24 protein-coding genes are annotated in these 21,159 nt (G+C 64.1%); 9 read left to right on the forward strand and 15 right to left on the reverse strand.

Annotation, left to right across the window (positions count from 1 at the left end):
• Positions 1–83: 83 nt before the first annotated feature.
• Positions 84–1,991, forward strand: a complete 1,908-nt coding sequence (locus tag O5O48_RS03865; RefSeq protein ID WP_269688198.1) for a beta-ketoacyl synthase — start codon at positions 84–86, stop codon at positions 1,989–1,991.
• A gap of 40 nt (positions 1,992–2,031) precedes the next feature.
• On the opposite strand, the gene O5O48_RS03870 is transcribed toward O5O48_RS03865, so the two are convergent.
• Together O5O48_RS03870 and O5O48_RS03875 are read right to left on the reverse strand one after the other, a co-directional pair.
• Positions 2,032–3,039, reverse strand: a complete 1,008-nt coding sequence (locus O5O48_RS03870) for an adenosine deaminase (protein ID WP_233048779.1) — start codon at positions 3,037–3,039, stop codon at positions 2,032–2,034.
• Between the two features lie 450 nt (positions 3,040–3,489).
• Positions 3,490–4,149: a glutathione S-transferase family protein gene (locus O5O48_RS03875; protein ID WP_233048778.1), complete on the reverse strand. Its 660-nt coding sequence runs from the start codon at positions 4,147–4,149 to the stop codon at positions 3,490–3,492.
• A 158-nt stretch (positions 4,150–4,307) separates the two neighbouring features.
• Here O5O48_RS03875 and O5O48_RS03880 point away from each other — a divergent pair, with 158 nt between their 5' ends.
• The gene (locus O5O48_RS03880) at positions 4,308–4,550 is read left to right on the forward strand and encodes a TIGR02647 family protein (protein WP_088276268.1); all 243 of its coding nucleotides are present in this window, start codon (positions 4,308–4,310) and stop codon (positions 4,548–4,550) included.
• Between the two features lie 8 nt (positions 4,551–4,558).
• The gene (locus tag O5O48_RS03885; protein ID WP_269688199.1) at positions 4,559–7,399 is read left to right on the forward strand and encodes a class I adenylate cyclase; all 2,841 of its coding nucleotides are present in this window, start codon (positions 4,559–4,561) and stop codon (positions 7,397–7,399) included.
• 12 nt (positions 7,400–7,411) lie between these two features.
• Here the strand turns inward: O5O48_RS03885 and O5O48_RS03890 are convergent, their stop codons facing one another.
• Both O5O48_RS03890 and cyaY read right to left on the reverse strand, forming a co-directional pair.
• Positions 7,412–7,609: a DUF1289 domain-containing protein gene (locus tag O5O48_RS03890; protein WP_088276270.1), complete on the reverse strand. Its 198-nt coding sequence runs from the start codon at positions 7,607–7,609 to the stop codon at positions 7,412–7,414.
• A complete protein-coding gene (cyaY, locus tag O5O48_RS03895; RefSeq protein ID WP_269688200.1) occupies positions 7,606–7,950 on the reverse strand; it encodes an iron donor protein CyaY in 345 nt (114 codons plus the stop codon). The genes O5O48_RS03890 and cyaY overlap by 4 nt, the downstream gene beginning before the upstream one ends.
• A 122-nt stretch (positions 7,951–8,072) precedes the next feature.
• On the opposite strand from cyaY, the gene lptM reads away from it, so the two are divergent.
• From lptM to O5O48_RS03925, 6 genes are read left to right on the forward strand one after another with little or no spacing between them, the layout of a single operon-like run.
• Positions 8,073–8,213, forward strand: coding sequence for an LPS translocon maturation chaperone LptM (gene lptM / locus O5O48_RS03900; RefSeq protein WP_103904635.1), 141 nt, complete (start codon positions 8,073–8,075; stop codon positions 8,211–8,213).
• Positions 8,214–8,220: 7 nt separating this feature from the next.
• A complete protein-coding gene (gene lysA, locus O5O48_RS03905; protein ID WP_088276273.1) occupies positions 8,221–9,474 on the forward strand; it encodes a diaminopimelate decarboxylase in 1,254 nt (417 codons plus the stop codon).
• Position 9,475: 1 nt separating this feature from the next.
• Positions 9,476–10,306, forward strand: a complete 831-nt coding sequence (dapF, locus tag O5O48_RS03910) for a diaminopimelate epimerase (protein WP_088276275.1) — start codon at positions 9,476–9,478, stop codon at positions 10,304–10,306.
• Positions 10,303–11,007: a DUF484 family protein gene (locus tag O5O48_RS03915; RefSeq protein WP_228245681.1), complete on the forward strand. Its 705-nt coding sequence runs from the start codon at positions 10,303–10,305 to the stop codon at positions 11,005–11,007. Before dapF ends, O5O48_RS03915 begins: the two co-directional genes overlap by 4 nt.
• Positions 10,991–11,914: a tyrosine recombinase XerC gene (gene xerC, locus O5O48_RS03920; RefSeq protein ID WP_269688201.1), complete on the forward strand. Its 924-nt coding sequence runs from the start codon at positions 10,991–10,993 to the stop codon at positions 11,912–11,914. The genes O5O48_RS03915 and xerC overlap by 17 nt, the downstream gene beginning before the upstream one ends.
• Entirely contained in the window at positions 11,911–12,621 is a 711-nt protein-coding gene (locus O5O48_RS03925; RefSeq protein WP_228245679.1) for an HAD family hydrolase, read from the forward strand. The genes xerC and O5O48_RS03925 overlap by 4 nt, the downstream gene beginning before the upstream one ends.
• A gap of 18 nt (positions 12,622–12,639) precedes the next feature.
• Here O5O48_RS03925 and O5O48_RS03930 read toward each other — a convergent pair whose 3' ends face one another.
• The 11 genes from O5O48_RS03930 to O5O48_RS03980 all read right to left on the reverse strand — a co-directional run bounded on the left by O5O48_RS03930 (position 12,640) and on the right by O5O48_RS03980 (position 21,154).
• Positions 12,640–12,957 carry a hypothetical protein gene (locus tag O5O48_RS03930; protein ID WP_088276279.1) on the reverse strand — a complete coding sequence of 106 codons (318 nt, stop codon included), beginning with the start codon at positions 12,955–12,957 and terminating at the stop codon, positions 12,640–12,642.
• 108 nt (positions 12,958–13,065) lie between these two features.
• Positions 13,066–13,908, reverse strand: a complete 843-nt coding sequence (locus O5O48_RS03935) for an ABC transporter ATP-binding protein (protein ID WP_269688202.1) — start codon at positions 13,906–13,908, stop codon at positions 13,066–13,068.
• A 4-nt stretch (positions 13,909–13,912) separates the two neighbouring features.
• Positions 13,913–14,755 (reverse strand): ABC transporter permease, encoded by an 843-nt coding sequence (locus O5O48_RS03940; RefSeq protein WP_269688203.1) that lies wholly within the window; start codon positions 14,753–14,755, stop codon positions 13,913–13,915.
• Positions 14,752–15,510: a hypothetical protein gene (locus O5O48_RS03945; protein ID WP_269688204.1), complete on the reverse strand. Its 759-nt coding sequence runs from the start codon at positions 15,508–15,510 to the stop codon at positions 14,752–14,754. The genes O5O48_RS03940 and O5O48_RS03945 overlap by 4 nt, the downstream gene beginning before the upstream one ends.
• The gene (locus O5O48_RS03950) at positions 15,507–16,289 is read right to left on the reverse strand and encodes an N-acyl homoserine lactonase family protein (protein WP_269688205.1); all 783 of its coding nucleotides are present in this window, start codon (positions 16,287–16,289) and stop codon (positions 15,507–15,509) included. Before O5O48_RS03950 ends, O5O48_RS03945 begins: the two co-directional genes overlap by 4 nt.
• Positions 16,286–16,933 (reverse strand): cysteine hydrolase family protein, encoded by a 648-nt coding sequence (locus tag O5O48_RS03955; protein WP_269688206.1) that lies wholly within the window; start codon positions 16,931–16,933, stop codon positions 16,286–16,288. The genes O5O48_RS03950 and O5O48_RS03955 overlap by 4 nt, the downstream gene beginning before the upstream one ends.
• A gap of 1 nt (position 16,934) precedes the next feature.
• Entirely contained in the window at positions 16,935–17,705 is a 771-nt protein-coding gene (locus O5O48_RS03960) for a creatininase (RefSeq protein ID WP_269688207.1), read from the reverse strand.
• Positions 17,705–18,586: a DMT family transporter gene (locus O5O48_RS03965; protein WP_269688208.1), complete on the reverse strand. Its 882-nt coding sequence runs from the start codon at positions 18,584–18,586 to the stop codon at positions 17,705–17,707. Before O5O48_RS03965 ends, O5O48_RS03960 begins: the two co-directional genes overlap by 1 nt.
• On the reverse strand, positions 18,586–19,341 hold the full coding sequence (locus O5O48_RS03970; protein WP_269688209.1) for an SDR family NAD(P)-dependent oxidoreductase: 756 nt from the start codon (positions 19,339–19,341) through the stop codon (positions 18,586–18,588). Before O5O48_RS03970 ends, O5O48_RS03965 begins: the two co-directional genes overlap by 1 nt.
• Complete coding sequence (locus O5O48_RS03975) at positions 19,341–20,132, reverse strand: SDR family NAD(P)-dependent oxidoreductase (protein WP_269688210.1); 792 nt, start codon at positions 20,130–20,132, stop codon at positions 19,341–19,343. Before O5O48_RS03975 ends, O5O48_RS03970 begins: the two co-directional genes overlap by 1 nt.
• Positions 20,129–21,154 (reverse strand): fatty acid desaturase family protein, encoded by a 1,026-nt coding sequence (locus O5O48_RS03980; protein WP_269688211.1) that lies wholly within the window; start codon positions 21,152–21,154, stop codon positions 20,129–20,131. Before O5O48_RS03980 ends, O5O48_RS03975 begins: the two co-directional genes overlap by 4 nt.
• Positions 21,155–21,159 lie beyond the last annotated feature (5 nt).

Here is a 21,159-nt window from a genome sequence, read left to right on the forward strand (position 1 = left end):
CGGGCAGCGGCTTTCAATAGCCAGGTAGCGCCCGATTACGCCCCTGTTGCAGGAGCTCAGGACACAGCCAGGAGTCCAGTCTGATGTCGCGTTTACCGGTCATTGTCGGCTTCGGCGGCTACAACGCCGCCGGCCGCAGCTCTTTCCACCACGGTTTTCGGCGCATGGTGATCGAGTCCCTGCCCGCTGCCGAGCGGCAGGAGACACTCGCAGGCCTGGCCGTACTGATGAAGCTGGTGAGCGTCGAGAACGATCAATATATCGATACCGATGGCCAGCCGCTGACTCTCGCCGACATTGAGCAGCGTTTTGGCCAGCAGATCCTCGACGGCACCCTGGTACGCCGCATCGAAAAGCGCTATCTGGACGTCGACGCCGCCCACTGGCAAAAGAATCTGACCGTCACCGGTGAAGCCGGCAAGCCCTTCTCCTTCATTACCCTGAGCAAGCAGCTGCCCGAGCCGCTGCCGAGCGACTGGGTGGTTGAGCCGCTGAACGACACCGAAGTCATGGTCACCGTGTATGACGGCTGCGATCTCAAGGTCGACAGCTTCCGCGCCCTGCCGGTGAAGTCGGCCGGCCAGTTGCCCAGTGGCCTGGAGCCCGGTGAGCTGTACGCCTCGCGCTTTCATCCGCGCGGCCTGCAGCTGACCATCGTTGCCGCCACCGACGCCCTGCGCTCGGTCGGCATCGACTGGCAGACCATCGCCAACAGTGTTGAACCCGACGAAGTCGCGGTGTTTGCCAGCAGCGCCATGAGCCAGCTTGACGAAAACAGCTTCGGCGGCCTGATGCAGTCGCGCCTGAAAGGCGGCCGGGTCAGCGCCAAGCAGCTCGCGCTCGGCCTGAACAGCATGCCGGCCGACTTTATCAATGCCTATATTCTCGGCAGCGTCGGCACCACCGGCGCCATCACCGGCGCCTGCGCCAGCTTCCTCTATAACCTGCAAAAAGGCAGCGACATGATCACCAGCGGCCGCGCCCGCGTGGTACTGGTCGGCAACGGGGAAGCGCCGATTACCCAGGAATGCATCGAGGGCTACGGCGCCATGGGCGCGCTGGCCACCGAAGACGGTCTACGCCAGATTGGCGGCAGCGACGAGGTCGACTTCCGCCGTGCCAGCCGCCCGTTCAGCGCCAACTGCGGTTTTACCCTGGCAGAGTCCGGCCAGTTCTTTGTGCTGATGGACGACGCCCTGGCGATGGAGTTGGGCGCAGATATTCACGGCGCGGTGCCGGACGTGTTCATCAACGCCGACGGTTTCAAGAAATCGATTTCCGCACCCGGCCCCGGCAACTATCTGACCATGGCCAAAGCGGTCCACGCGGCCATGCAGATCGTTGGCCCGGAGGCGGTGCGCCAGCGCAGTTTCATTCAGGCTCACGGCTCCAGCACCCCCGCCAACCGGGTAACCGAGTCGGAAATTCTCGACCGCGTGGCCGAGGCGTTCGACATCAGCAGCTGGCCGGTCGCGGCGGTGAAAGCCTACGTCGGGCATTCACTGGCCAGCGCCAGTGCCGATCAGTTGGCCGCAACCCTCGGCAGCTTCAAGTACCAGATTATCCCGGGCATCAAGACCATTGATCAGGTCGCCGATGATGTGCACCAGCACCGTCTGCTGATCAGCACCCACGATATCGACCGCAGCCAGCTGCCGCTGGAAGTCGCCTTTATCAACTCCAAGGGCTTTGGCGGCAATAACGCCAGTGCCGTAGTGATCGCCCCGACGGTCGTCGAACGGATGCTGAAAAAACGCTACGGGGCCGAGGCATTCGAGGCCTGGCAGCAGCGCCGCGAACAGACCCGCGCCGCGGCCGCGGCCTATGACCAGCGCGCACTCAAGGGCCAGCTGGATATCATCTACAACTTCGGTCAGAACATGATCGACGAGTCGGCAATCGAGATCAGCGACGCGCAGATTCAGGTGCCCGGGTTCAGCAAGGCGCTGACCTTCCGCACCGATGAGCGCTTCAAGGACATGCTGGACTGATTTGACCGCAGGGCACGGCCTGCCGTGCCCCGCTCCCGCCTCAGGCCGCCTCGGCCAGTTTTGCCAGCCATCCGGCTTGCTCGGCTTCACTCAGCAGACTCGCCGTAATGCTGTTGCGCGCCAGCGCAATCGCCTGCTCACGGGTCATGTTCAGGGCATCGCGCACCGCGACAAAGTTGGCCAAAAGATAACCGCCAAAATAGGCCGGATCATCCGAGTTGATGGTGACCTTCACGCCCTGCTCCAGCAACTGCAGGATGTTGTGCTCGCGCATGTCGGCAAATACCTTCAGGCGGGTATTGGACAGCGGGCAAACGGTCAACGGCATCTGCTCGGCGATCAGCCGCTGGACCAGCGCCGGGCTTTCGACACAGCGTACACCGTGATCGATACGCACTACCTTGAGCAGATCCAGCGCCTGTTCAATGTACTCGGCCGGCCCCTCTTCACCCGCATGGGCCACGCAGGCCAGCCCGGCCTCCCGGGCCATGGCAAACACGCGCTGGAACTTGTCCGGCGGGTTGCCCCGCTCGGAACTGTCCAGCCCGACGGCGACGAAATGCTCGCGCAGCGGCAGCGCCTCTTCCAGCGTGGCGATGGCATCGTCCTCACTGAGGTGGCGCAGGAAGCTGAGGATCAGCCGCGAGCTGATACCCAGCTGCCGCTCGCCCTCGGCCAGCGCCCGTGAGATACCGGCCAGTTGCACCGCAATGGGTATACCGCGCACCGTGTGCGTCTGCGGGTCAAAGAACGGCTCGACGTGCACCACACCGTCGGCAGCGCAACGCTGCAGGTAGGCCCAGGTCAGGTCAAAGAAGTCCTGCTCGGTACGCAGGGCATCGGCGCCCTGATAGTAAAGATCGAGAAAGTCCTGCAGGTTGCCGAACTCATAGGCGCCGCGCAGCGCCTCCACATCGGCGTAGGGCAAGGTGATGCCGTTGCGCTCGGCCAGCGCAAACATCAATTCGGGCTCAAGACTGCCCTCCAGATGCATGTGCAGCTCGGCCTTGGGCAGCGCACGGAGAAAATCGGTATCGGGAAAAGACATGGGCAACTCCTGGAATCCTGCTGCACGAACGTGCAGTTCATGCAGCAAAGGATATGCCAAGGACGGGTTTGCTGTCCTCACATAAGGCGCTTCGCAGACACCCGCGCGACACAGTAGGGAATGACACCATGGAAATTAACCAAGTGCTCAAATGCTTGAGTGTGCACCCGGGGTTCGTCCCGTTTACGCGGGCGAGTAGCGCAGGGTTGACGGGAAAAAGAGTCATAGGATGTCTGAGGCTCGAAGAGCCGAGTTTTATGACTCCCCGTCAGCCCGAGCAACGCAGCGAACCCGAAGGGCCGCGTAGCCGGGTGCCCGGGGGGATCGCCAAGGGGGGCTGGGCAAGCAGCCTCCCCTTGGCTCGCCGTGAAAGGCGAAAAGCGGATTCGACACCAGCACAATGCGGGAAACAGCTAACCGATATTCACCGCTCCGCAACCAACCGACCGCTTACTTACGAGCCCGAATCGCCGCCATAAACGCAGCCATTTCGGCGTCACGATCGGCTGCGACCTGCTGCACATTCGGGTTCTGCGCCAACAGCTCCAGCAGCGCCACGCCCTGCGGCAACTCGGCCTTGAGGTCAAGATCAAACAACTTCTGCGCCACAGTGCAGGCCAGATCAAAGCTGTAGAGGAAGAACAGGTCGGCGATGGTCATTTCGCTGCCGGCCACGTAGGGCGCAAAGCGGGCATGACGGGCCAGGGTGGCAACACCGGCCAGCAACTCGACGCGGGCCTTGTCCTTGATCGCCTGATCGACCTTGCCACCGAAAAACACTTCCATAAAGCAGGAACGGGCCGGCAGTTCGATATACAGCTCGATCTCCTTGGTCAGCGCCCGCACCACCCCGCGCTCATAGGGATCGCTCGGCAGCAGCGGCTTGCCACCCTGGGTTTCCTCGATGTATTCCAGGATGACATTGGTTTCATTGAGAAAGCCCTTGTCGGTCTCCAGTACCGGAACCTTGCCGCGCGGACTGATTGCCAGAAACTCGGGGTCCTGGCTGCCATGCACGTGATTGATTTCGAACTCGACGCCCTTTTCCAGCAGCCCCAGCTTGACCATGTTGAAGTAGTTGCTGGCGGCAAAGCCGTGTAGTCTGATCATCCTGTTGTTCTCCATTGTTAGGCGGAAGTGGCGACACCGTGACGCGCCCTGATTTGTACCCGCTCAGGTGATAATGCGCCAGTGTCATCATGGCTCTGAATGCGCCAACAACGACACCCGGCTAGACTGACTGTAAACCCGATAAAAAAGGCCCCGCCATGCTGACATCCGACGAAATCATCGAAATCAACCTGCTCAGCCAGTTCAACCTGGCCAACTCCCTGGAAGGACTCAAGATCCACAGCCACGATGCCGATCCAGCGATTGTCGCCGCCGCCGAGCGTCTGTTTGCCAAGGGCCTGATCACCCAGCACGACGGCGGCTATCTGACCAGCCTCGGCCTGGACGCCGCCGAACACAGCCAGACCCTGCTGACCATTCTGCGTACTGCTGCATCCTGACACGCCACATGCAGTCGCACGGTGAAATCCAGCCACGCATTGAAGAGGGCATTGACCGCAAGGCTCTGAATACCCTGCGCAAGCGCTTCATGGCACTCAACGCCACGCGCTTGCGCCGAGTTCTGCAGGCACTGCCCACCCGGCAGTACAACGTGCTGCAGCTGATCCCGCTGCTGTTTGACGTCAACTATCCCTTGTTGCCCGGCTTTGTTTCCCGCGACACGCCCTGCGGGCTGGCCAATTTCGAACCGGAAACCGCCAGCCTGCAGGTGGCCCAGAGCCTGACCCGCAGCTTCCAGTACCGCCGCCATCCCGCAGGCTTCACGCCGCACATTCAGGGGCTGTACCTGATGGGCAGTGGCGGTACCATCGGCCAATCCGAACAAAGTGACCTGGATATCTGGGTCTGCCACACCCCCAATCTGTCTGCCGCCCAGCGAGACGAGCTGAGCCGCAAGTGTCAGGCGATCAGCGACTGGGCAGCGACCCAGAGCTGCGAAGCCCACTTCCACCTGGTCGACCCGACCCACTTCGCCCAGGGCGCGCGTGAGAACACCCTCGGCATCGAGGACTGCGGCACCACCCAGCACTACCTGCTGCTGGACGAGTTTTATCGCACCGCCATTTTGCTCGGCGGCCGTTTTCCGCTGTGGTGGCTGGTGCCGGTATACGAGGAGGCGCGCTACGCCCACTACACCGACCAGCTGATCAGCAAGCGCTTTATCAAGCAGGCCGACAGCCTCGACTTCGGTCATGTCGCCGGCATCCCCGCCGGGGAATTTGTCGGCGCCGGTCTGTGGCAGCTGTTCAAGGGTATCGACTCGCCCTACAAATCGGTGCTCAAGCTGCTGCTGACCGAGGTGTACTCCAGCGAACACCCGCAGGTGCGCTGCCTCAGTCTGGATTTCAAGCAGGCCATTTTTGCCGGTCAGCTGGACGAGGACGAGCTGGACCCCTACGTCATGCTGTACCGCAAACTGGAGCGTTATCTGGTCAACCGCGGCGAATCCGAGCGACTGGAACTGGTGCGCCGCTGCCTGTACATCAAGGCCAATGTGCGCCTGAGCCGGCGCAGCGGCATGATGGACTGGAAGCGCAATATCATGGAAAAGCTGGTGCGCGAGTGGCACTGGGGCCCGCGTCAGCTGCAGCAGATGGACGACCGCACCCAGTGGCGCATCCGCGAGGTCAGCGCCGAACGTCGCCAGCTGGTCAACGAGCTGACCCACAGCTACCGGCTGCTGTCGCAGTTTGGTCGCAGCCAGGATGTGATCAATCAGGTCAGTGCCCGCGACCTGTCACTGCTCGGCCGTCGTCTGTATGCCGCCTTCGAGCGCAAGGCCGGCAAGATCGAGTTCATCAATCCCGGCATCAGCCCGGATTTGAGCGAACCGGTGCTGACCATCAGCCAGAACCTGTCGGCAGACGAAGGGGAGCCCTACTGGAGCCTCTACCGCGGCACACTGAACGTGCAGGAGCTGAGCGACCATCTGCCACTGAAACGGTCGAGGCAGTTGCTGGAGCTGCTGGCCTGGGGGCAGCGCAACGGCGTGATTGACGGGGCTACCCGCTTTGCCCTGCATCCGGGCGACAGCGCCCTGACCGAGTACGAACTCAACAGTATCGTGCATTGCCTGCGCCAGCAGTTCCCGCTGCCGTTGCCGGCACTCACCGAAACCGCCCTGTCGCGCGCCAGCGAGCCGTGCAAGGTAGTGCTGCTGGTCAATATCGGCCTCGACCCGCTACCCGGCAACAGCCAGAAAAACCTGCACCTGATCAGCAGCCATACCGATGCGCTGGGCTACTCGGGGATGCGCGACAACCTGATTCTGAGCATCGATCAGATCACCCTGAACAGCTGGAACGAGCTGCTGGTGCATCAGTACAGTGGCGAAGAAGCCTGCATGCAGGCCCTGCAGGACTACCTTACCAGCGGTCGCGAACATCAGCGCCTGCCCGAGCTGGAGGTACGCTGTTTCTGCCGCAACCGGGCCAGCGCGATCGCCGAACGTGTAGAGCAGCTGTTTCGTGACGCCTCAAACCACCTGCTCTCGGGTCAGCCAGAGCGCTTCCTGCTGCAGTTGCAAAACGGCTACCGTGCGCTGGAATGGCAGGATGAGCAGATCCGCATGCAGACCCTCAGCGACCGTGAACAGCTGCTGCGCTACCTCGGCAAACCCACACCACGCTACAGCAAGCTGGCATTGGACAACTACGCCCTGCAAGGCCAGGATCTGGCGCTGATCCTGCCGCAGGACCAGCCAGGGCGCATCCAGCTGTTCTACCGTCTCAAGCCGCAGGGCTATGCCGAGATCAGCCTGCTGGATGAACGCGGTGCGCTATGGAGCACACGCCAGAGCTACCGCGACGAACAGACCCTGCTGCTGCCGCTGCTGCGGTTTCTGCAGAGCATTCGGCAGCGCCGCCAGGCCAACCAGCCACTGGACAGCAGCGTGAACGAAGGGGATTTGCTGGTATACGCCATTCTGCCGGCCCTTGACGGTCATCCGCTGCGCATCGAGCAGCGCCCACTGCCGCGTGGCGGCATGGATCCCGACATCTACGCGGTCCAAGCGATCGCCGAGCCCGGCGGCAGCCGCGGTCCGCGGGTAACCATTTTCTGCGATCACCGGGAGTTCTCCGAGCTGGAGTACGGCGAACGCCTGTACCGGGAAGTGGCGAGCCATATCCTCGGCCAGCGCCGCCACCGCGAAGCCTATCCGTGCTACATCACCGATCTGGACCTGTCCGCCATCGACCCGGGCGGGCGCATGCAGACCGTTCAGTACCTGCGCTATCGGCAGCAGCTGGAAACGGCATTGAACGACGCCATGCAGGCGCTGGCCTGACGTCCGGCGGGCTCAGCGCGATGCGGCGGAGGGATTCTGCCAGGCCGCGCGGCGCTGCGCGGCTGCATCAATGATCTCGCACTGACGACGGTCGGACGCCTTGCCCCACTCAAGGATTTCATCCAGCAGACGGCCACAGCCCATGCACAGATCGCCGTCCAGGCAGCACTTGCGCACGCAGGGGGAAGGCTGGCGCCCGCGGCTGCTCACAACGACTCCGCGTCGATATCCAGCTCGACATCTTCACCACTGAACTCTTCCAGCACGCCAGCCAGTACCTCCCCCAGCGTGCCTTCACCGCTGTCATGCAACCAGCCGCGCTCGTGATCAAAGTTGAAGTGCAGCGTGCGGTCCGGGGTCGCCAGCCACAGCTCGCGTGACGCCGGCTGGCGGCCGACCACCAGCCGCTGCCCCTCCGGCAGTATCAGCACCAGCGAACCGTCAATGTGCTCCATCTCCAGATCCAGGTCGCCGCCGTCAAGGGCGTGCTCGATCAGGTCCTGCACCCGATCCACGGTCTGGTGAAATGCCGCTTCGCTCATGTCCTGCATTGTCTGTCTCTCATCTGGCTCGGGCGCCTGTGCGCCGTTTTCCGTCCGCCCGGCCGCTGGCTGATGCGTCCGACCGGGTGGCTGGGTATACTGCCGGGTATTCTACCTGTAAGGATTTCAACATGAAGCCATTCGCTGCGGCCCTGTTTACGCTCCTGGTTCTAACCGGTTGCGGTCAGAAAGGCCCTCTCTACCTGCCCGAGGACACGGCTGCCACTTCCGCGGTCCAAACCGAGACCACCGAGCAATCGACCGAGAAGTGATGCATCCATGACCGCGTTTGATTATCGCAACGGCGAACTCTACGCCGAAGGCGTCGCCCTGTCCGCTATTGCCGAGCAATACGATACGCCCTGCTTCGTATACTCCCGTGCTGCCATCGAACAGGCCTATGACGCCTGGGACAGCGCGCTGGAGGGCGTTCCCCATCTGGTTTGCTTCGCCGTCAAGGCCAACTCCAACCTGGGCGTGCTGAACCTGCTGGCCCGCCGCGGTGCCGGCTTCGACATCGTTTCCGGTGGCGAACTGGAGCGCGTACTGGCCGCCGGCGGTGATCCGGCCCGGATTGTCTTCTCCGGACTGGGCAAGACCGCCGCCGAAATGCGCCGTGCTTTGGAAGTGGGTATCCACTGCTTTAACGTCGAATCCGCCGCCGAGCTGGAGCGTCTGCAGCAGGTCGCTGCGGAGCTGGACGTCAAGGCCCCGGTTTCGCTGCGGGTCAACCCGGATGTGGATGCCAAGACCCACCCGTATATTTCCACCGGGCTGAAGGAAAACAAGTTCGGCATCGACATCGCCCAGGCACCGGCCGTCTACCGCCGCGCCGCCGAGCTGAGTCACATCGAGGTCTGTGGCGTTGATTGCCATATCGGCTCCCAGCTGACCGACGACACGCCGTTTATCGACGCCCTGCAACGCCTGCTGCAACTGATCGACGGTCTGGCAGCGGAAGGCATCAGCATTCGCCACCTCGACCTCGGCGGTGGCCTCGGCGTGACCTACCGTGACGAAGTGCCGCCGAGCCCCGGCAGCTACCTGGCCAAGGTCCGCGAGGCGCTGGCCGGCCGCGACCTGACCCTGGTGTTCGAGCCGGGCCGCTCGATCGTGGCCAACGCCGGTGTACTGCTCACCCGCGTCAACCTGCTCAAGCCGACCGAACACAAAAACTTCGCGATCATCGATGGCGCCATGAACGACCTGATCCGTCCGGCCCTGTACAGCGCCTGGATGGGCATCGATGCGGTCAAGCCGCGCAGTGACGTTGCCGTGCAAACCTGGGATCTGGTCGGCCCGGTCTGCGAGACTGGCGACTTCCTCGGCAAGGACCGCGAACTGGCGCTGGCCGAAGGAGACCTGCTGGCCGTGCGCTCGGCCGGTGCCTACGGCTTTGTCATGAGCTCCAACTACAACACCCGCCCACGGGCCGCCGAAGTCCTGGTCGACGGCGAAACCACCCATCTGGTCCGTCGCCGCGAAACCGTCAGCGAGCTGCTGGCCGGCGAATCACTGCTGCCCGAGGCCTGAGATGCTGCTGCGATTCACCAAGATGCACGGGCTGGGCAACGACTTCATGGTCATCGACCTCGTCACCCAGCACGCCCAGCTGTCAGCCAAGCAGATCCGCCAGTGGGGCGACCGCCACACCGGTGTCGGCTTTGACCAGCTGCTGCTGGTCGAGCCGCCAAGCACGCCCGATGCCGACTTCCGCTACCGGATTTTCAACGCCGACGGCAGCGAAGTCGAACAGTGCGGCAACGGTGCGCGCTGCTTTGCCCGCTTCGTACAGGACAAGCGCCTGACCGCAAAGCAGACCATCCACGTCGAAACCGCCGGCGGCCCGATCGTGCTCAAGGTAAACCGCGACAAGCAGATCACCGTCGACATGGGTGCGCCGCGTTTCGTGCCGGCCGAGATCCCGTTCCAGGCCGACGCCGAAGCCTGCGAATACAGCCTCGAGGTTGGCGGTGAGACCCTGCAGGTCGCCGCCGTATCCATGGGCAACCCGCATTGCGTTACCCTGGTATCGGATGTACGCGACGGCACACTGGAGCGCCTTGGCGCCCTGATCGAAGCGCACCCGCGCTTTCCGCGCAAGGTCAACGCCGGCTTTATGCAGGTGGTTGACCGCCAGCACGCCCGTCTGCGGGTATACGAGCGCGGCGTCGGCGAGACCCAGGCCTGCGGCACCGGCGCCTGCGCTGCTGCCGTTGCCGGTATCCGCCTCGGCCTGCTCGACTCACCGGTACAGATCGATCTGCCCGGCGGCCGCCTGCAGATCGAGTGGGCCGGCCCGGGCCAACCGGTACTGATGACCGGCCCCGCCACCCGAGTTTACGAGGGACAGATCCGCGTATGAAGGAACAGCAGACACCGCAGCCGGAACAGATCAACGCCGAACAGGTCGCAGACTTCCTGCGTCGCCACCCGGCCTTCTTCGTCGAGCACGACGAGCTGCTGGCCGATCTGATCGTCCCGCACGAGGCCGGCCATGCGGTGTCGCTGGTGGAGCGTCAGGTCAAGCTGCTGCGCGAGCGCAATATCGATGTTCGCCATCGGCTCAATCAGTTGATGGACACCGCCCGCGAGAACGACAGACTGTTCGACAAGAGCCGTCGACTGATTCTCGGCATGCTGGAAGCGCAGAGTCCGGATCAGGTGATTGCCACCCTGGAAGACAGCCTGCGCACCGACTTTCAGGTGCCGCATGTCAGCCTGATCCTGTTTACCGAGGCCGATCGCTACAGCAACGCCCACTGCGTCACCCACGCGGCGGCCAAGGAGGCCATCGGCCACCTGCTGGACAGTGACAAGCCGCTGGCCGGTGCGCTGCGTCCTGCCGAGCTGAGCTTCCTGTTCGCCGAGTCAGCCGAACAGGTGGCCTCCACCGCGCTGGCACCGATCCGCTACCAGGGCCTGCATGGCGTGCTGGCACTGGGCAGCGAAGACCCCCAGCAGTACCGCAGCGCCACCGGCACCCTGTTTCTGGGCTACGTCGCCGACGCGCTTGCCCGCGTGCTGCTGCGCCAACGCCCGCTGGCCGATGAAAGCCACACCTGAGCCGGCCGGCGTCGCCGACCCTGACATCAGCGCGTTTCTCGATCAGCTGCGCATTGAGCGCAGGCTGTCGCCGCGTACCGTCGAAGCCTACCGCCACGACCTGCTCCGCCTCGACCTTTACCGGTCCGAACGCAGCTTGCCCGGCTGGGGCCAGCTGGACACCCAGCACCTGCGCCACTTCATCGCCAGCCAGCATCAGCATGGGTTGGCACCGCGCAGCCTGCAGCGCCTGCTGAGCGCCATTCGCAGCTTTTACCGCTTTCTCCAGCGCGAAGGGCGCAGCCGCCAGAACCCGGCACAGGATCTGCGCGCGCCCAAGGCACCGCGCACCCTGCCACGCACCCTCGACGCCGACCTGACCGCACAGCTGCTCGACAACACTGGCGAAGACGACTGGCTGCAGCGCCGCGATCAGGCCATGCTTGAGCTGTTCTACTCCTCCGGCCTGCGGCTGTCGGAGCTGGCTGGTCTAGACATGGCCGACCTCGATCTGCAGCAAGGCGAAGTACGGGTAACCGGCAAGGGCAACAAGACCCGCGTGTTGCCGGTCGGGCGCATGGCGCGCCGTGCCCTGCGCGACTGGTTCAGCGTGCGCCCGGCGCGCGAAGGGGCGCAGCAGCCGGTATTCGTCAGCCAGCGCGGCAGCGCACTGACCCCGCGCGCCATCCAGCTGCGCCTGCGCCGTCACGGCATCGAGCGCATCGGCCAGCATCTGCACCCGCACATGCTGCGCCACTCCTTCGCCAGCCACATGCTCGAATCCTCCGGCGACCTGCGCGCCGTGCAGGAGCTGCTCGGCCACGCCGATATCAGCACCACCCAGATTTACACCCATCTTGATTTCCAGCACCTGGCGCAGGTGTATGATCAGGCCCACCCCAGAGCCAAACGCAAGGCAGACAAATGATTCAACTGGTGACCTTTGACCTCGACAACACCCTGTGGGAAACCGAATCGGTGGTAGCCAATGCCGAACGGGTGCTGGCCGACTGGCTTGGCAAGCAGGCACCGGATTACACCGCCGCCCGTGACAAGGAGGCCCGCAAGGCATTGCTGGCCGAGGTACTGGATGCCGACCCCGAACTGCGCCACCGGGTCACAGCCCTGCGCATCGCGGTGCTGGAGCTGGGCCTGCGCCAGGCAGGCTATTCAGCGGACGAGGCAAAGCGACTGGCGCTGGCAGGCTTCGAGGTATTCATCGACGCACGGCACCGGCTGGAATACTTTCCGCATGCCGAACTGGTGCTGGAACTGCTGTCACGCCAGTACCAGCTGGCGTGTATCTCCAACGGCAACGCCGACGTGCGCCGGCTGGGTCTGGACCGCTATTTCAGCATTATCGTTTCGGCCGACGAAGTGGGCCTGAGCAAGCCGCATCCGGCACCCTTTGTCACCGCACTGGAACGGGCTGGCGTCGAGCCGCAGCAAGCGGTCCATATTGGCGATCATCCGGGTGATGACATCCAGGGGGCACTGGATGTGGGCATGCATACCCTGTGGTTCAACCCACAGGGTAGTGCCTGGGCGGGCCAGCAACGGGCCCATGGCGAAGTGCGCTGCCTGAGCGAGATTCCGCCCTGGCTGAACCGCTACCAGCGCTACGCCAAGCGCTGAACGGTGGCTACGGCAGCGTCAGATAGGACGGCTGCCGTACTTGCTCTCAGGCTTTCTCGGCGGATCAGAGACGACGTTGTCGTCAATCTGCTGGACCTTGCCGCCTCGGGCCATGAATTCTTCGATCTGACGGGCCAGCATCTCGCGCTCACGCTCCTTGGCCTCCATCGACGCCCCTTCCAGGTCATCCGCCGAGGACGATGCCTTCTTGCGCGACTTGCCGCTGGAAACCGGCTCGCCGTCGTCACCGTCATCGCTATCGTCTACCACATCATCCTGATCGTCGACCTCGGAGTCGTCCATACCATCCAGATCGTCGTCCAGATCATCACTCATGCCTGAATCCTCAAAGTGGAAAACAGGCTATATATAGTTCATCGAGGGGATTTGGCTAGTCTTGCGAAAAAAAATTTTCGCCTGTAGCGCCTGCCCTAGACAGCCAGCCTATAAAACAGCTCCCTCGCTCAGGCGCGCCAGCTGATCCAGATCGGTCTGCACCCCGGACGTTTCCCGAATGCGGGTCAGAATCTCGCGCTTGAGGGCGATAAATTCCGGCTCCAGCTTCATATCCTGATGCCGCACCTTGGGCAGCGGCACCTCGTAAATGCTGTCGATCCGACCCGGGCGCGGCGCCATCAGCACGATGCGGGTGCCCAGATAAATAGCCTCCTCCACATCGTGGGTGACGAACAGGATGGTGCTCTTCTCCAGCCGGTGCACGTGCAGGATCAGATCGTGCATCACCTCGCGGGTCTGCGCATCGAGCGCGCCGAAGGGCTCATCCATCAGCAGAAAATCCGGCCGCGGCATCAGCGCGCGGGCAATCGCCACCCGCTGCTGCATGCCGCCGGACAACTGACTGGGATAGGCACCGGCAAAGTTCTTCAGCCCCATCAGATTAAGCAGCGCATCGGCGCGGCCGCTGGCAGCCTCGACATCGGACTGGCTGTGTACCGAGTCGGCGATGACCTTGAGCTGGCGGCAGAACTTGATGTTCTCGGTGACCGTCAGCCACGGGTAGAGACTGTAGTGCTGGAACACCATGGCGCGGTCCACACCGGGGCCGTCAATCGGCTCGCCACGCAGCAGAATGTCGCCGCTGCTGTGGGTTTCCAGCCCGGCCATGATGCGCAGCAGGGTCGACTTGCCGCAGCCGGAAGCGCCGACAAAGGTAATGAACTCATTGGGCCGCACTTCAAGATTGACGTCGCGCAGAGCCTCAATAGTCTGATTGCGGGCTTCGAACTGCTTGCCCACGTTGCAAATGCTGATACAGGACTGGTCCATGGGCTTACCTCTTCTGCCAGTGGAAGGCGCGGCGGCCGAGCCAGCGGAACGCCTGGTCGGTCAGCAGACCGATCAGGCCGATCAGCAGGATGCCGGCGAAAATCTTGTCGGTGTGCATGTAGCGCTGGGCGCGCAGGATGGCGTAGCCAAGGCCCGAGTTGGAGGCCACCAGCTCGGCCACCACCAGATAGGTCCAGGCCCATCCGCAGGTAATGCGCAACGTGTCGAGCAGCGCCGGGCGGGCCGAGGGCAGCACCACCAGACGGATGACCTCGCTGCGCGAGGCGCCCATGGTCTGCGCCGCTTCGATCTGCGCCATCGGCACCCGGCGAATGTCCTCCGCCGCCATCAGCACCATCTGAAAGAAGGTCCCGATAAAGATGATCAGAATCTTCGAGCCCTCGCCGATCCCGACCCAGAGCATTACCAGCGGAATAAAGGCGACCGCCGGCATGTAGCGGATGAAGTCGATCAGTGGCTCCAGCGTCGCCTGCACCGGCTTGTAGGTACCCAGATATAAACCAAGCGGCAGCGCGATCATCGCCGAGAGCAAGAAGCCCGCCATCACCCGGTACACGCTGATCCAGATGTCATCCCACAGGCCGTCTTCCTGCCACCAGTTGACCACCCGTTCCAGCACCGCACCGGGGCCGGGCATGAACAGCGGATCATTCAGGCCGAGCGCGCTGTAGAGCCACCAGATGAAAAACGGCGCAGCCAGACCAAAAGCTGTCAGCAAGGCACTGGTGCGAGAGGACAAGGTACCGCGCACGGTCCACCAGCGCGAACGGGGTTTGCGCTTGGCCACGGCCACAGCGGTTTCAGGCACGGGGGCTGGTGCGTTCATACCAGAGTCTCCTTGGTGAGGTCCTGCAGGCGAGGCACGGGTGCCGGACGCCAGCCATTTTCAGGGGGGTGAATACCCAGCCAGGCGACCGGCAGCGCATCCCAGCGCGCCGGGTCGGCAGGTACGGAAAACAGGCCGCCGGTCGCCGCCGGCAGTGTGCTGAAGACGATCTGCCAGGGACGATCACCGCCCTGAATGCGGCCAAAGGTCAGCTCACAGCCAAGCAGGTGCTCGGCACTCCGGGCGCTGTCGTGTTGCAGGTATTCCTGCAGCGAGCGGCCGCGGCCCAAGCGCACAGGGCGGTCAGCGGCAAACATGAAATAGTCGCCGGCGCGCAGCAGACAGGCCTGACGGCCGGAGCCATCGGCGCTCTGCAGCCAGAGTTCGGCGACCGGGCCCCGCGAGTCGGGCAGCCGCCGCCAGATTTCCAGATAGCTGTCGTCGAGCGCCGTTTCATGCACTTCTTCACTACTGATGAACTGCATGTTGCCAATATCGCTGCCGCTGTCGGGGTGAAAGTCGATCACGCGGTGCCACTGGCAACGGCCGAGACTGGCTTCGGTCAGGCCTGCGAATCCGGCCTGCCCAGCGCGCTCAAACGGCAGTTTCGGCGTTGGATCGGGAATCCGCAGATCCGCGTGCAGATGCGCGCACTGCAACCAGAACACCCGGGTGGTGGTGTCCTCGGTGCCGTCAGACAGGCGCAACAGCGTCCGCTGCCAGACGCCGTGATACGCCTCGGGAACCGCTCTCATGCGTGGTACTCCGGGAAGCGTTTGAGGGTGCGCCAGAACGCCATGTCGTGGTTGGGCCAGAGTTCTGCGCCGGTTTCACCGGCAATGCGCTTGAGTTTGCGAATGCTGTCCAGCGCCATGTCCTCGCGGTCGCGCCAGCACAGGCCCGGGGCGATTTCATCGTCGAGGTTTTCGCTCAGGTCGGCGGCATCACCGGTGAGGATCACCGGCGCGCCGGTCGGCAACTCGATCATCAGCGACATGTGTCCGGCGGTGTGGCCCGGCGTGTTGATCGCCCGCAAGCCCGGCAGCAGGTCGTACTCGTCCTGCTGCAGGCGCCAACGCACGTTGCCGGCAAAGTCGTCGGCGAAGTAGGCATCATCAGCCGGCTCGCGGGCGGCGTGCAGTTCGTCTTCGTGCACGTGGACTTCGGCGCCGCAGACGTCGCACAGGCCACCGGCGTGATCGAAGTGCAGGTGGCTGAGAAACACCATGTCGATGTCCTTGCAGGTCAGCCCGAGCTTCGCCAGATGGACTTCAAGCCGCTGCTCCTCGCTCATCTGCGGCGGCCCCATGGGAAACTCCACCGGGTCATACCAGCGGGCGCGCAGCGTTGGATCGCTCAGCTTGTTGTAGTCACAGCCGACGTCGAACAGCACCCGGCCCTGTCTGGTCTCGATCAGAAAGGCCAGAATCGGCGCCTCGATCTGCACGCCGTGGCCACGGCCGCGGGTCGAGATTGATTTGTCGTAGTGGTGGGTCGCGGTCAGCAGCGGCCAGAGTTTCTGTACCTGAGTCATGCCGCCTCCCGCAGTGCGCCGAGCAACGCGGCGCTGTCACAGACTTCGCCAAAGATGCCGCCCTCGACGCCAATCATCGCCAACGCGGCGGCGTGCAGCTCGGGATGCGCAGACGCGCAGGCGTCGCTGACGGTCAGACAGTTGAAGCCGCGGTCAATCGCGCTGCGCAGGGTCGAGCTGACACAGACCTCGGTGGTTACCCCGGTGATGATCAGCGTGTCGATGCCGCGGCTGCGCAGGATCAGCTCCAGGTCGGTGGCGGCAAAGGCGCAGTAGCCGGGCTTGTCGATCACCGGCTCGCCGACCTGCGGCTGCAGCTCGTCGATCAGGTCATGGCCGTACTCGCCACGCACCAGCAGCCGACCGAGTGGGCCCGCTGCGCCAATCGGTGCGCCACTGCGCTCGGCGCGGATGCGTTTCCAGGCAGGCAGGTCGGACAAATCGCTGCGATGCCCTTCGCGGGTGTGCACCACCAGCATGCCGCTGGCCCGCGCCGCTGCAAGCAGGCGCTGCTGAGCCGGAATCGGCGCGCGCAGGCAGGCGATATCCAGCCCGGCCTGATCGGCGTAACCGCCGAGGGCGCAGAAGTCGCGCTGCATGTCGATCAGCAGCAGCGCGGTACGTGACGGCAACAGCGGCAGCATCTCAGGCCTCCAGCTTGAATTCGTGACGCACCGCAGCGGCGATGCCGGTGACGATGTCGTCAGCCATGCGTGCGCCCTTCTCGGCGGTCGACCCCAGCGCCGAGGACAGCACCCCGGACGGCGGCACCCACTCAGTGCGGGTCGGGTACATGTCGTAAGGCGGAAAGTCGGCCGGCGGGTCGTTCGGGATCTTGTCGAGGCTGACCAGATGCGGCAGGTAATGCAGCATCAGCGAGGTTTCGATCACCGCGGCGTGCTCCAGCGCAAAGCCGGGAAAGCCGTCGGGGAAGATGTCGTCCAGGGTGTCTTCGCGGCAGAAGTCCCAGTGCTCAAGGCGCATGACTTCAAGCTCGCAGCCGGGCCCCAGTTCGCGCAGCGCCAGCTGAATACCCTCGGTGACAAACCAGGTGTTCTCGTAATGCCCCAGCACCAGTACCAGGCGCTTCGCGCCATGACGGGCAAACTCGCGTACCGCATCCTGCACCAGCGCGATCAGAGTCGCGCCGTCGAGGCTGGTGGTGCCGCAGAAATGCTGACCGCCGCCGCACTTGGGCTGAGACTTGTAGCCGTAGGCCAGCGCCGGGGCGACGATGCCACCAATCTGCGCCGCCACATCGGCGCTCAATGCGGTCGACAGCAGCGCATCGGTGCCCAGCGGCAGGTGCGGGCCGTGCTGCTCGGTCGCGCCGCAGGGCAGAAACACCACCGCACCCTGCTCGACCCGTTGCTGGTATTCGACCCAGCTGATCTGATCCATATAGACACTTGCCATCAGGACGTACTCCTCATCAGTTGCGCGGGTGAACGCTCGGGCCAGCCGGCCATCACCGCCGCCAGGGTGATCATGCTGGCCCCCAGCCAGGTGCGCGGGGCGATCACCTCATCGTTGAACCAGGCCACCGACAGCACGGCGGCAATCAATTCGAAGACCACCAGCACAGCGGCGCGGCTGGCCTCCAGGTGGGTCACGCCGTATTGCGCGCCCAAGGTCGCGAGCAACAGCCAACCCACCGCAAACAAGGCGATCCACAGCCAGATCGTCGGCGCCAACGTTGGCAGCGTCTGGGCAAACAACAGGCAGGCAGCACCGGCAAACACGCTGCTGCCAACGAAGGCGGCAACGGTCTTGCTCAGCATCGGCACTTGGTCAGCAGCCCTGGTGGCCAGATTGTTCAGGGCAAAACCCAGCCCCGCGCTCAGCGCCAACCAGTCGATCGCGGTCAGACTGGAGAAGGTCTGCGCGTTGACGCCCAGCGTCAGCCCGATGCCAGCCAGCGCCAGCACCAGCGCGACCAGACGCAGCGCTGTCAGTCGTTCGCGCAGCAGCAGCCAGCCGCCAAGCACACCCCAGACCGGGGCCAGATAGAACAGCAACATGACCCGCACCAGATCCTCGGCCAGCGACAGCGATGACAGCAGCGCCGCGTTCGCCCAACCGCCAAACAGCACGATGCCCAGCACCCCCCAGCGCTGCTGCCACCAGCCGGCGCGCTGCCAATACAGCAGCGGCAGGGCAAACACTGCGATCAGGCCGTAGCTGGCCAGCACCATGGGAAAGCCATCAATACCCTGCGCCGCGAACGCCTGCAGCGGCAGCCAGCTGGTGCCCCAGAGCACCGTTGCCAGAATCAGTACCCATTCCGGACGCAGCATCAGCCACCCATCCAGGCGCCGCCGTTGGCGCCAAGAACCTGTCCGGTAAAGAAACTCGCTGCCGGCGACAGCAGGAAGCAGACCGCCGCAGCAATCTCTTCCGGCTGGCCGAGGCGCGCGGCCGGAATGGCCAGCTCCCTGGCAATCCACTTTTCGCTCATGTGCTCCAGCGAGACCATCGCGGTTTCCACCGGGCCGGGCGCCACCGCGTTGATGCGAATAGCGGGCGCAAACTCCCGCGCCAGTGCCTTGGTCATGCCGATCACGCCCGCCTTCGCGGTGCAGTAGGCAACGTAGTTTTCGCGCCCCAGCTGACCCAGCTCGGAGGCGATATTGACGATGGCGCCGCGGCCGGCACCGCTCATGCTTTCCAGCGCACAGCGGCAGCAGCGATACACGCCGTCCAGATCGACCGCCATGATCCGTCGCCAGTCGTCTTCCGAGGTGTCCAGAAAGCCCTGCTCCTGAATGATCCCGGCGTTGTTGACCAGCCCGTGCAGCGGGCCGGTGGCGGTGATGCAGGCGAACATTTCCTCCACCGCATCCGGGTCGCTGACATCCGCTTCGATCGCCACCGCACGACCACCGGCCGAGCGAATCTGCTCCACCAGATCGGCGCTGGCACCAGCCTGGCCCAGATGGTTGATCCAGACTTCGGCGCCCTGCCCCGCCAGCATCAGCGCGCAGGCGCGGCCAATACCGGTTGCCGCGCCGGTGACCAGAATGCGCTGGCCTTTCAACTCGAACTTCAACATCAGTGCATGACCTCCCCGCGACTGACCACGATGGCCTGCCCGGTAATGGCGGCCGAGGCCGGCGCGCCGAGAAACAGAAAGGTGCCGGCCAGGTCGGCCGGGGTCAGCAATTCAGGGATCGCCTGCGCGGCGAGGATGTGCTCCAGCTCCTCGGCCTCACTGCGGCCGCTGCCCTGCGCCATATTGCGCAGGGACGCCATGGCCGCGTCGGTGCCCACCCAGCCGGGGCACACGGCATTGACGCGAATACCCTGCCCGCCCAGCTCCCAGGCCAGCGAGCGGGTCAGACCGATCACCGCGTGCTTGCTGGCAACGTAGGCGGAGAATCCGGCCACGGCACTCAGCCCCCAGATCGAGGACTGGTTGATCACGCTGCTGCCCTTGCCCAGCAGCGGCAGCAGCGCGCGGGTCAGCCGCAGCATCGACACCACGTTGTTATCCAGCTGGTGTTGCCAGCGCCGGTTGGCGTCGGCGGCGCTATCACTGAGCGGCGTTGGCTGTTCCATGCCGGCGTTGTTGATCAACACATCCACCTGCGGCTGACGCTGGCCCAGTCGGCTGGCGTAATCGGCCACCGCCGCGTCGTCGTTCAGATCCAGCACCCGGCCGTGCACCTGGGTCACCGCCGAGAGCTGCTCGACGGTAGCCACCAGCGCCTGTGCATTGCGGTCGACCAGCTCCAGCCGCGCGCCCTGCGCGGCAAAGGCCTGCGCCAGCCCCAGACCGATGCCACTGGCGGCGCCGGTAATCACCACGGTGCGGCCCTGATAATCCAGCGTCTGCATATTCATACCGCCGTCAGGAAGGACACGCCCACCGCGCCGTAGAAGTTCTCGGCACGCTTGGGACCATCAACGAATTCACCGTAGTCATCGCTCAGCACCCGGCGCACCCGGTGGCGGTGGAAGCTGCTGAGCAGCTCGCTCATCGGCACTACCTGACGGTAGGCATCGCCGTACAGCTCTGCGTGCAGTTTGGGCAGGCGATACCAGGGCGCCACCGGCTTCTCGTGATGGGCGTTGTGATAGGCAAAGTTGAGCAGCAGCAGGTTGAGCGACGGCCAGCGCAGCGACACCACATTGCTGAAAGTGTTGAGCTGCTCATAAGCGCGGTCGCGCAGCTTGTCGGCCGGGATCTTGCCGTCCTCTTCCAGCACCGCAAAGGCGTCGTAGGTGTGCTGGTAGGCATCGGCAAACCGCAGCACGGTGACCATGATCAGCCAGGCAACGCAGTAGAGCAGCAGCGCACTGAACGACAGCCAGCCGAGCAGGGCAAAAAGCGCGGTACGAATCAGCAGCACCGTCAGCACCTTGCCGCGGCGGGCACGGTGTTTCTCGCTCTGGCTGATAAACGGCAGCAGCACCACGTAGAAGTGCATGATCAGTTCAACCGCCGGGATATACGCCCACTCAAGGGCCAGAATCAGTTTGCGCACCCAGCTCGGCAGGCCGTTGATGAATGCCTTGCTGTCGAAGGTGATGACGTCGGCGCGATCGACGTGATGGCGCATGTGCTTGCGCCGCAGATCCTGAAAGTCGGCGTAGCAGCCGCCGGTCATCCAGCTGAAAACCTCGCCGGCCAGCGCGTTGTGGGCTGGCTTGCTGAAAATGGTGCCGTGGGCAAATTCGTGAATCAGGTAGGCGCCGATGATCATCGCGTGCGCCAGCAACAGCAGCCCGCCCAGCTTGGCCAGCCAGAACGGGGTCAACAGCAGGCCGAGGCCAATCAGGTAGCCGCCGACGCTGTAGGCAATCGCCAGGCTGTTCCAGACCCGGCCATCGGCGTAACGGTAAAGTGGTTTGGACGTGGACATGATTC

The sequence above is a fragment of the Halopseudomonas sp. MFKK-1 genome (assembly GCF_027474385.1).
GTDB lineage: Bacteria > Pseudomonadota > Gammaproteobacteria > Pseudomonadales > Pseudomonadaceae > Halopseudomonas > Halopseudomonas aestusnigri.

Bases quoted from the DNA above. Each gene is read 5' to 3' on its own strand.
- O5O48_RS03950 (WP_269688205.1), bottom strand. From the start codon at position 16,289: ATGACTCAGGTACAGAAACTCTGGCCGCTGCTGACCGCGACCCACCAC.
- O5O48_RS03960 (WP_269688207.1), bottom strand. From the start codon at position 17,705: ATGGCAAGTGTCTATATGGATCAGATCAGCTGGGTCGAATACCAGCAA.
- O5O48_RS03925 (WP_228245679.1), top strand. From the start codon at position 11,911: ATGATTCAACTGGTGACCTTTGACCTCGACAACACCCTGTGGGAAACC.
- O5O48_RS03865 (WP_269688198.1), top strand. From the start codon at position 84: ATGTCGCGTTTACCGGTCATTGTCGGCTTCGGCGGCTACAACGCCGCC.
- O5O48_RS03880 (WP_088276268.1), top strand. From the start codon at position 4,308: ATGCTGACATCCGACGAAATCATCGAAATCAACCTGCTCAGCCAGTTC.
- O5O48_RS03955 (WP_269688206.1), bottom strand. From the start codon at position 16,933: ATGCTGCCGCTGTTGCCGTCACGTACCGCGCTGCTGCTGATCGACATG.
- xerC (WP_269688201.1), top strand. From the start codon at position 10,991: ATGAAAGCCACACCTGAGCCGGCCGGCGTCGCCGACCCTGACATCAGC.
- lptM (WP_103904635.1), top strand. From the start codon at position 8,073: ATGAAGCCATTCGCTGCGGCCCTGTTTACGCTCCTGGTTCTAACCGGT.
- O5O48_RS03970 (WP_269688209.1), bottom strand. From the start codon at position 19,341: ATGTTGAAGTTCGAGTTGAAAGGCCAGCGCATTCTGGTCACCGGCGCG.
- dapF (WP_088276275.1), top strand. From the start codon at position 9,476: ATGCTGCTGCGATTCACCAAGATGCACGGGCTGGGCAACGACTTCATG.
- O5O48_RS03965 (WP_269688208.1), bottom strand. From the start codon at position 18,586: ATGCTGCGTCCGGAATGGGTACTGATTCTGGCAACGGTGCTCTGGGGC.
- lysA (WP_088276273.1), top strand. From the start codon at position 8,221: ATGACCGCGTTTGATTATCGCAACGGCGAACTCTACGCCGAAGGCGTC.
- O5O48_RS03935 (WP_269688202.1), bottom strand. From the start codon at position 13,908: ATGGACCAGTCCTGTATCAGCATTTGCAACGTGGGCAAGCAGTTCGAA.
- O5O48_RS03930 (WP_088276279.1), bottom strand. From the start codon at position 12,957: ATGAGTGATGATCTGGACGACGATCTGGATGGTATGGACGACTCCGAG.
- O5O48_RS03975 (WP_269688210.1), bottom strand. From the start codon at position 20,132: ATGAATATGCAGACGCTGGATTATCAGGGCCGCACCGTGGTGATTACC.
- O5O48_RS03940 (WP_269688203.1), bottom strand. From the start codon at position 14,755: ATGAACGCACCAGCCCCCGTGCCTGAAACCGCTGTGGCCGTGGCCAAG.
- O5O48_RS03915 (WP_228245681.1), top strand. From the start codon at position 10,303: ATGAAGGAACAGCAGACACCGCAGCCGGAACAGATCAACGCCGAACAG.
- O5O48_RS03870 (WP_233048779.1), bottom strand. From the start codon at position 3,039: ATGTCTTTTCCCGATACCGATTTTCTCCGTGCGCTGCCCAAGGCCGAG.
- cyaY (WP_269688200.1), bottom strand. From the start codon at position 7,950: ATGCAGGACATGAGCGAAGCGGCATTTCACCAGACCGTGGATCGGGTG.
- O5O48_RS03945 (WP_269688204.1), bottom strand. From the start codon at position 15,510: ATGAGAGCGGTTCCCGAGGCGTATCACGGCGTCTGGCAGCGGACGCTG.
- O5O48_RS03885 (WP_269688199.1), top strand. From the start codon at position 4,559: ATGCAGTCGCACGGTGAAATCCAGCCACGCATTGAAGAGGGCATTGAC.
- O5O48_RS03875 (WP_233048778.1), bottom strand. From the start codon at position 4,149: ATGATCAGACTACACGGCTTTGCCGCCAGCAACTACTTCAACATGGTC.
- O5O48_RS03980 (WP_269688211.1), bottom strand. From the start codon at position 21,154: ATGTCCACGTCCAAACCACTTTACCGTTACGCCGATGGCCGGGTCTGG.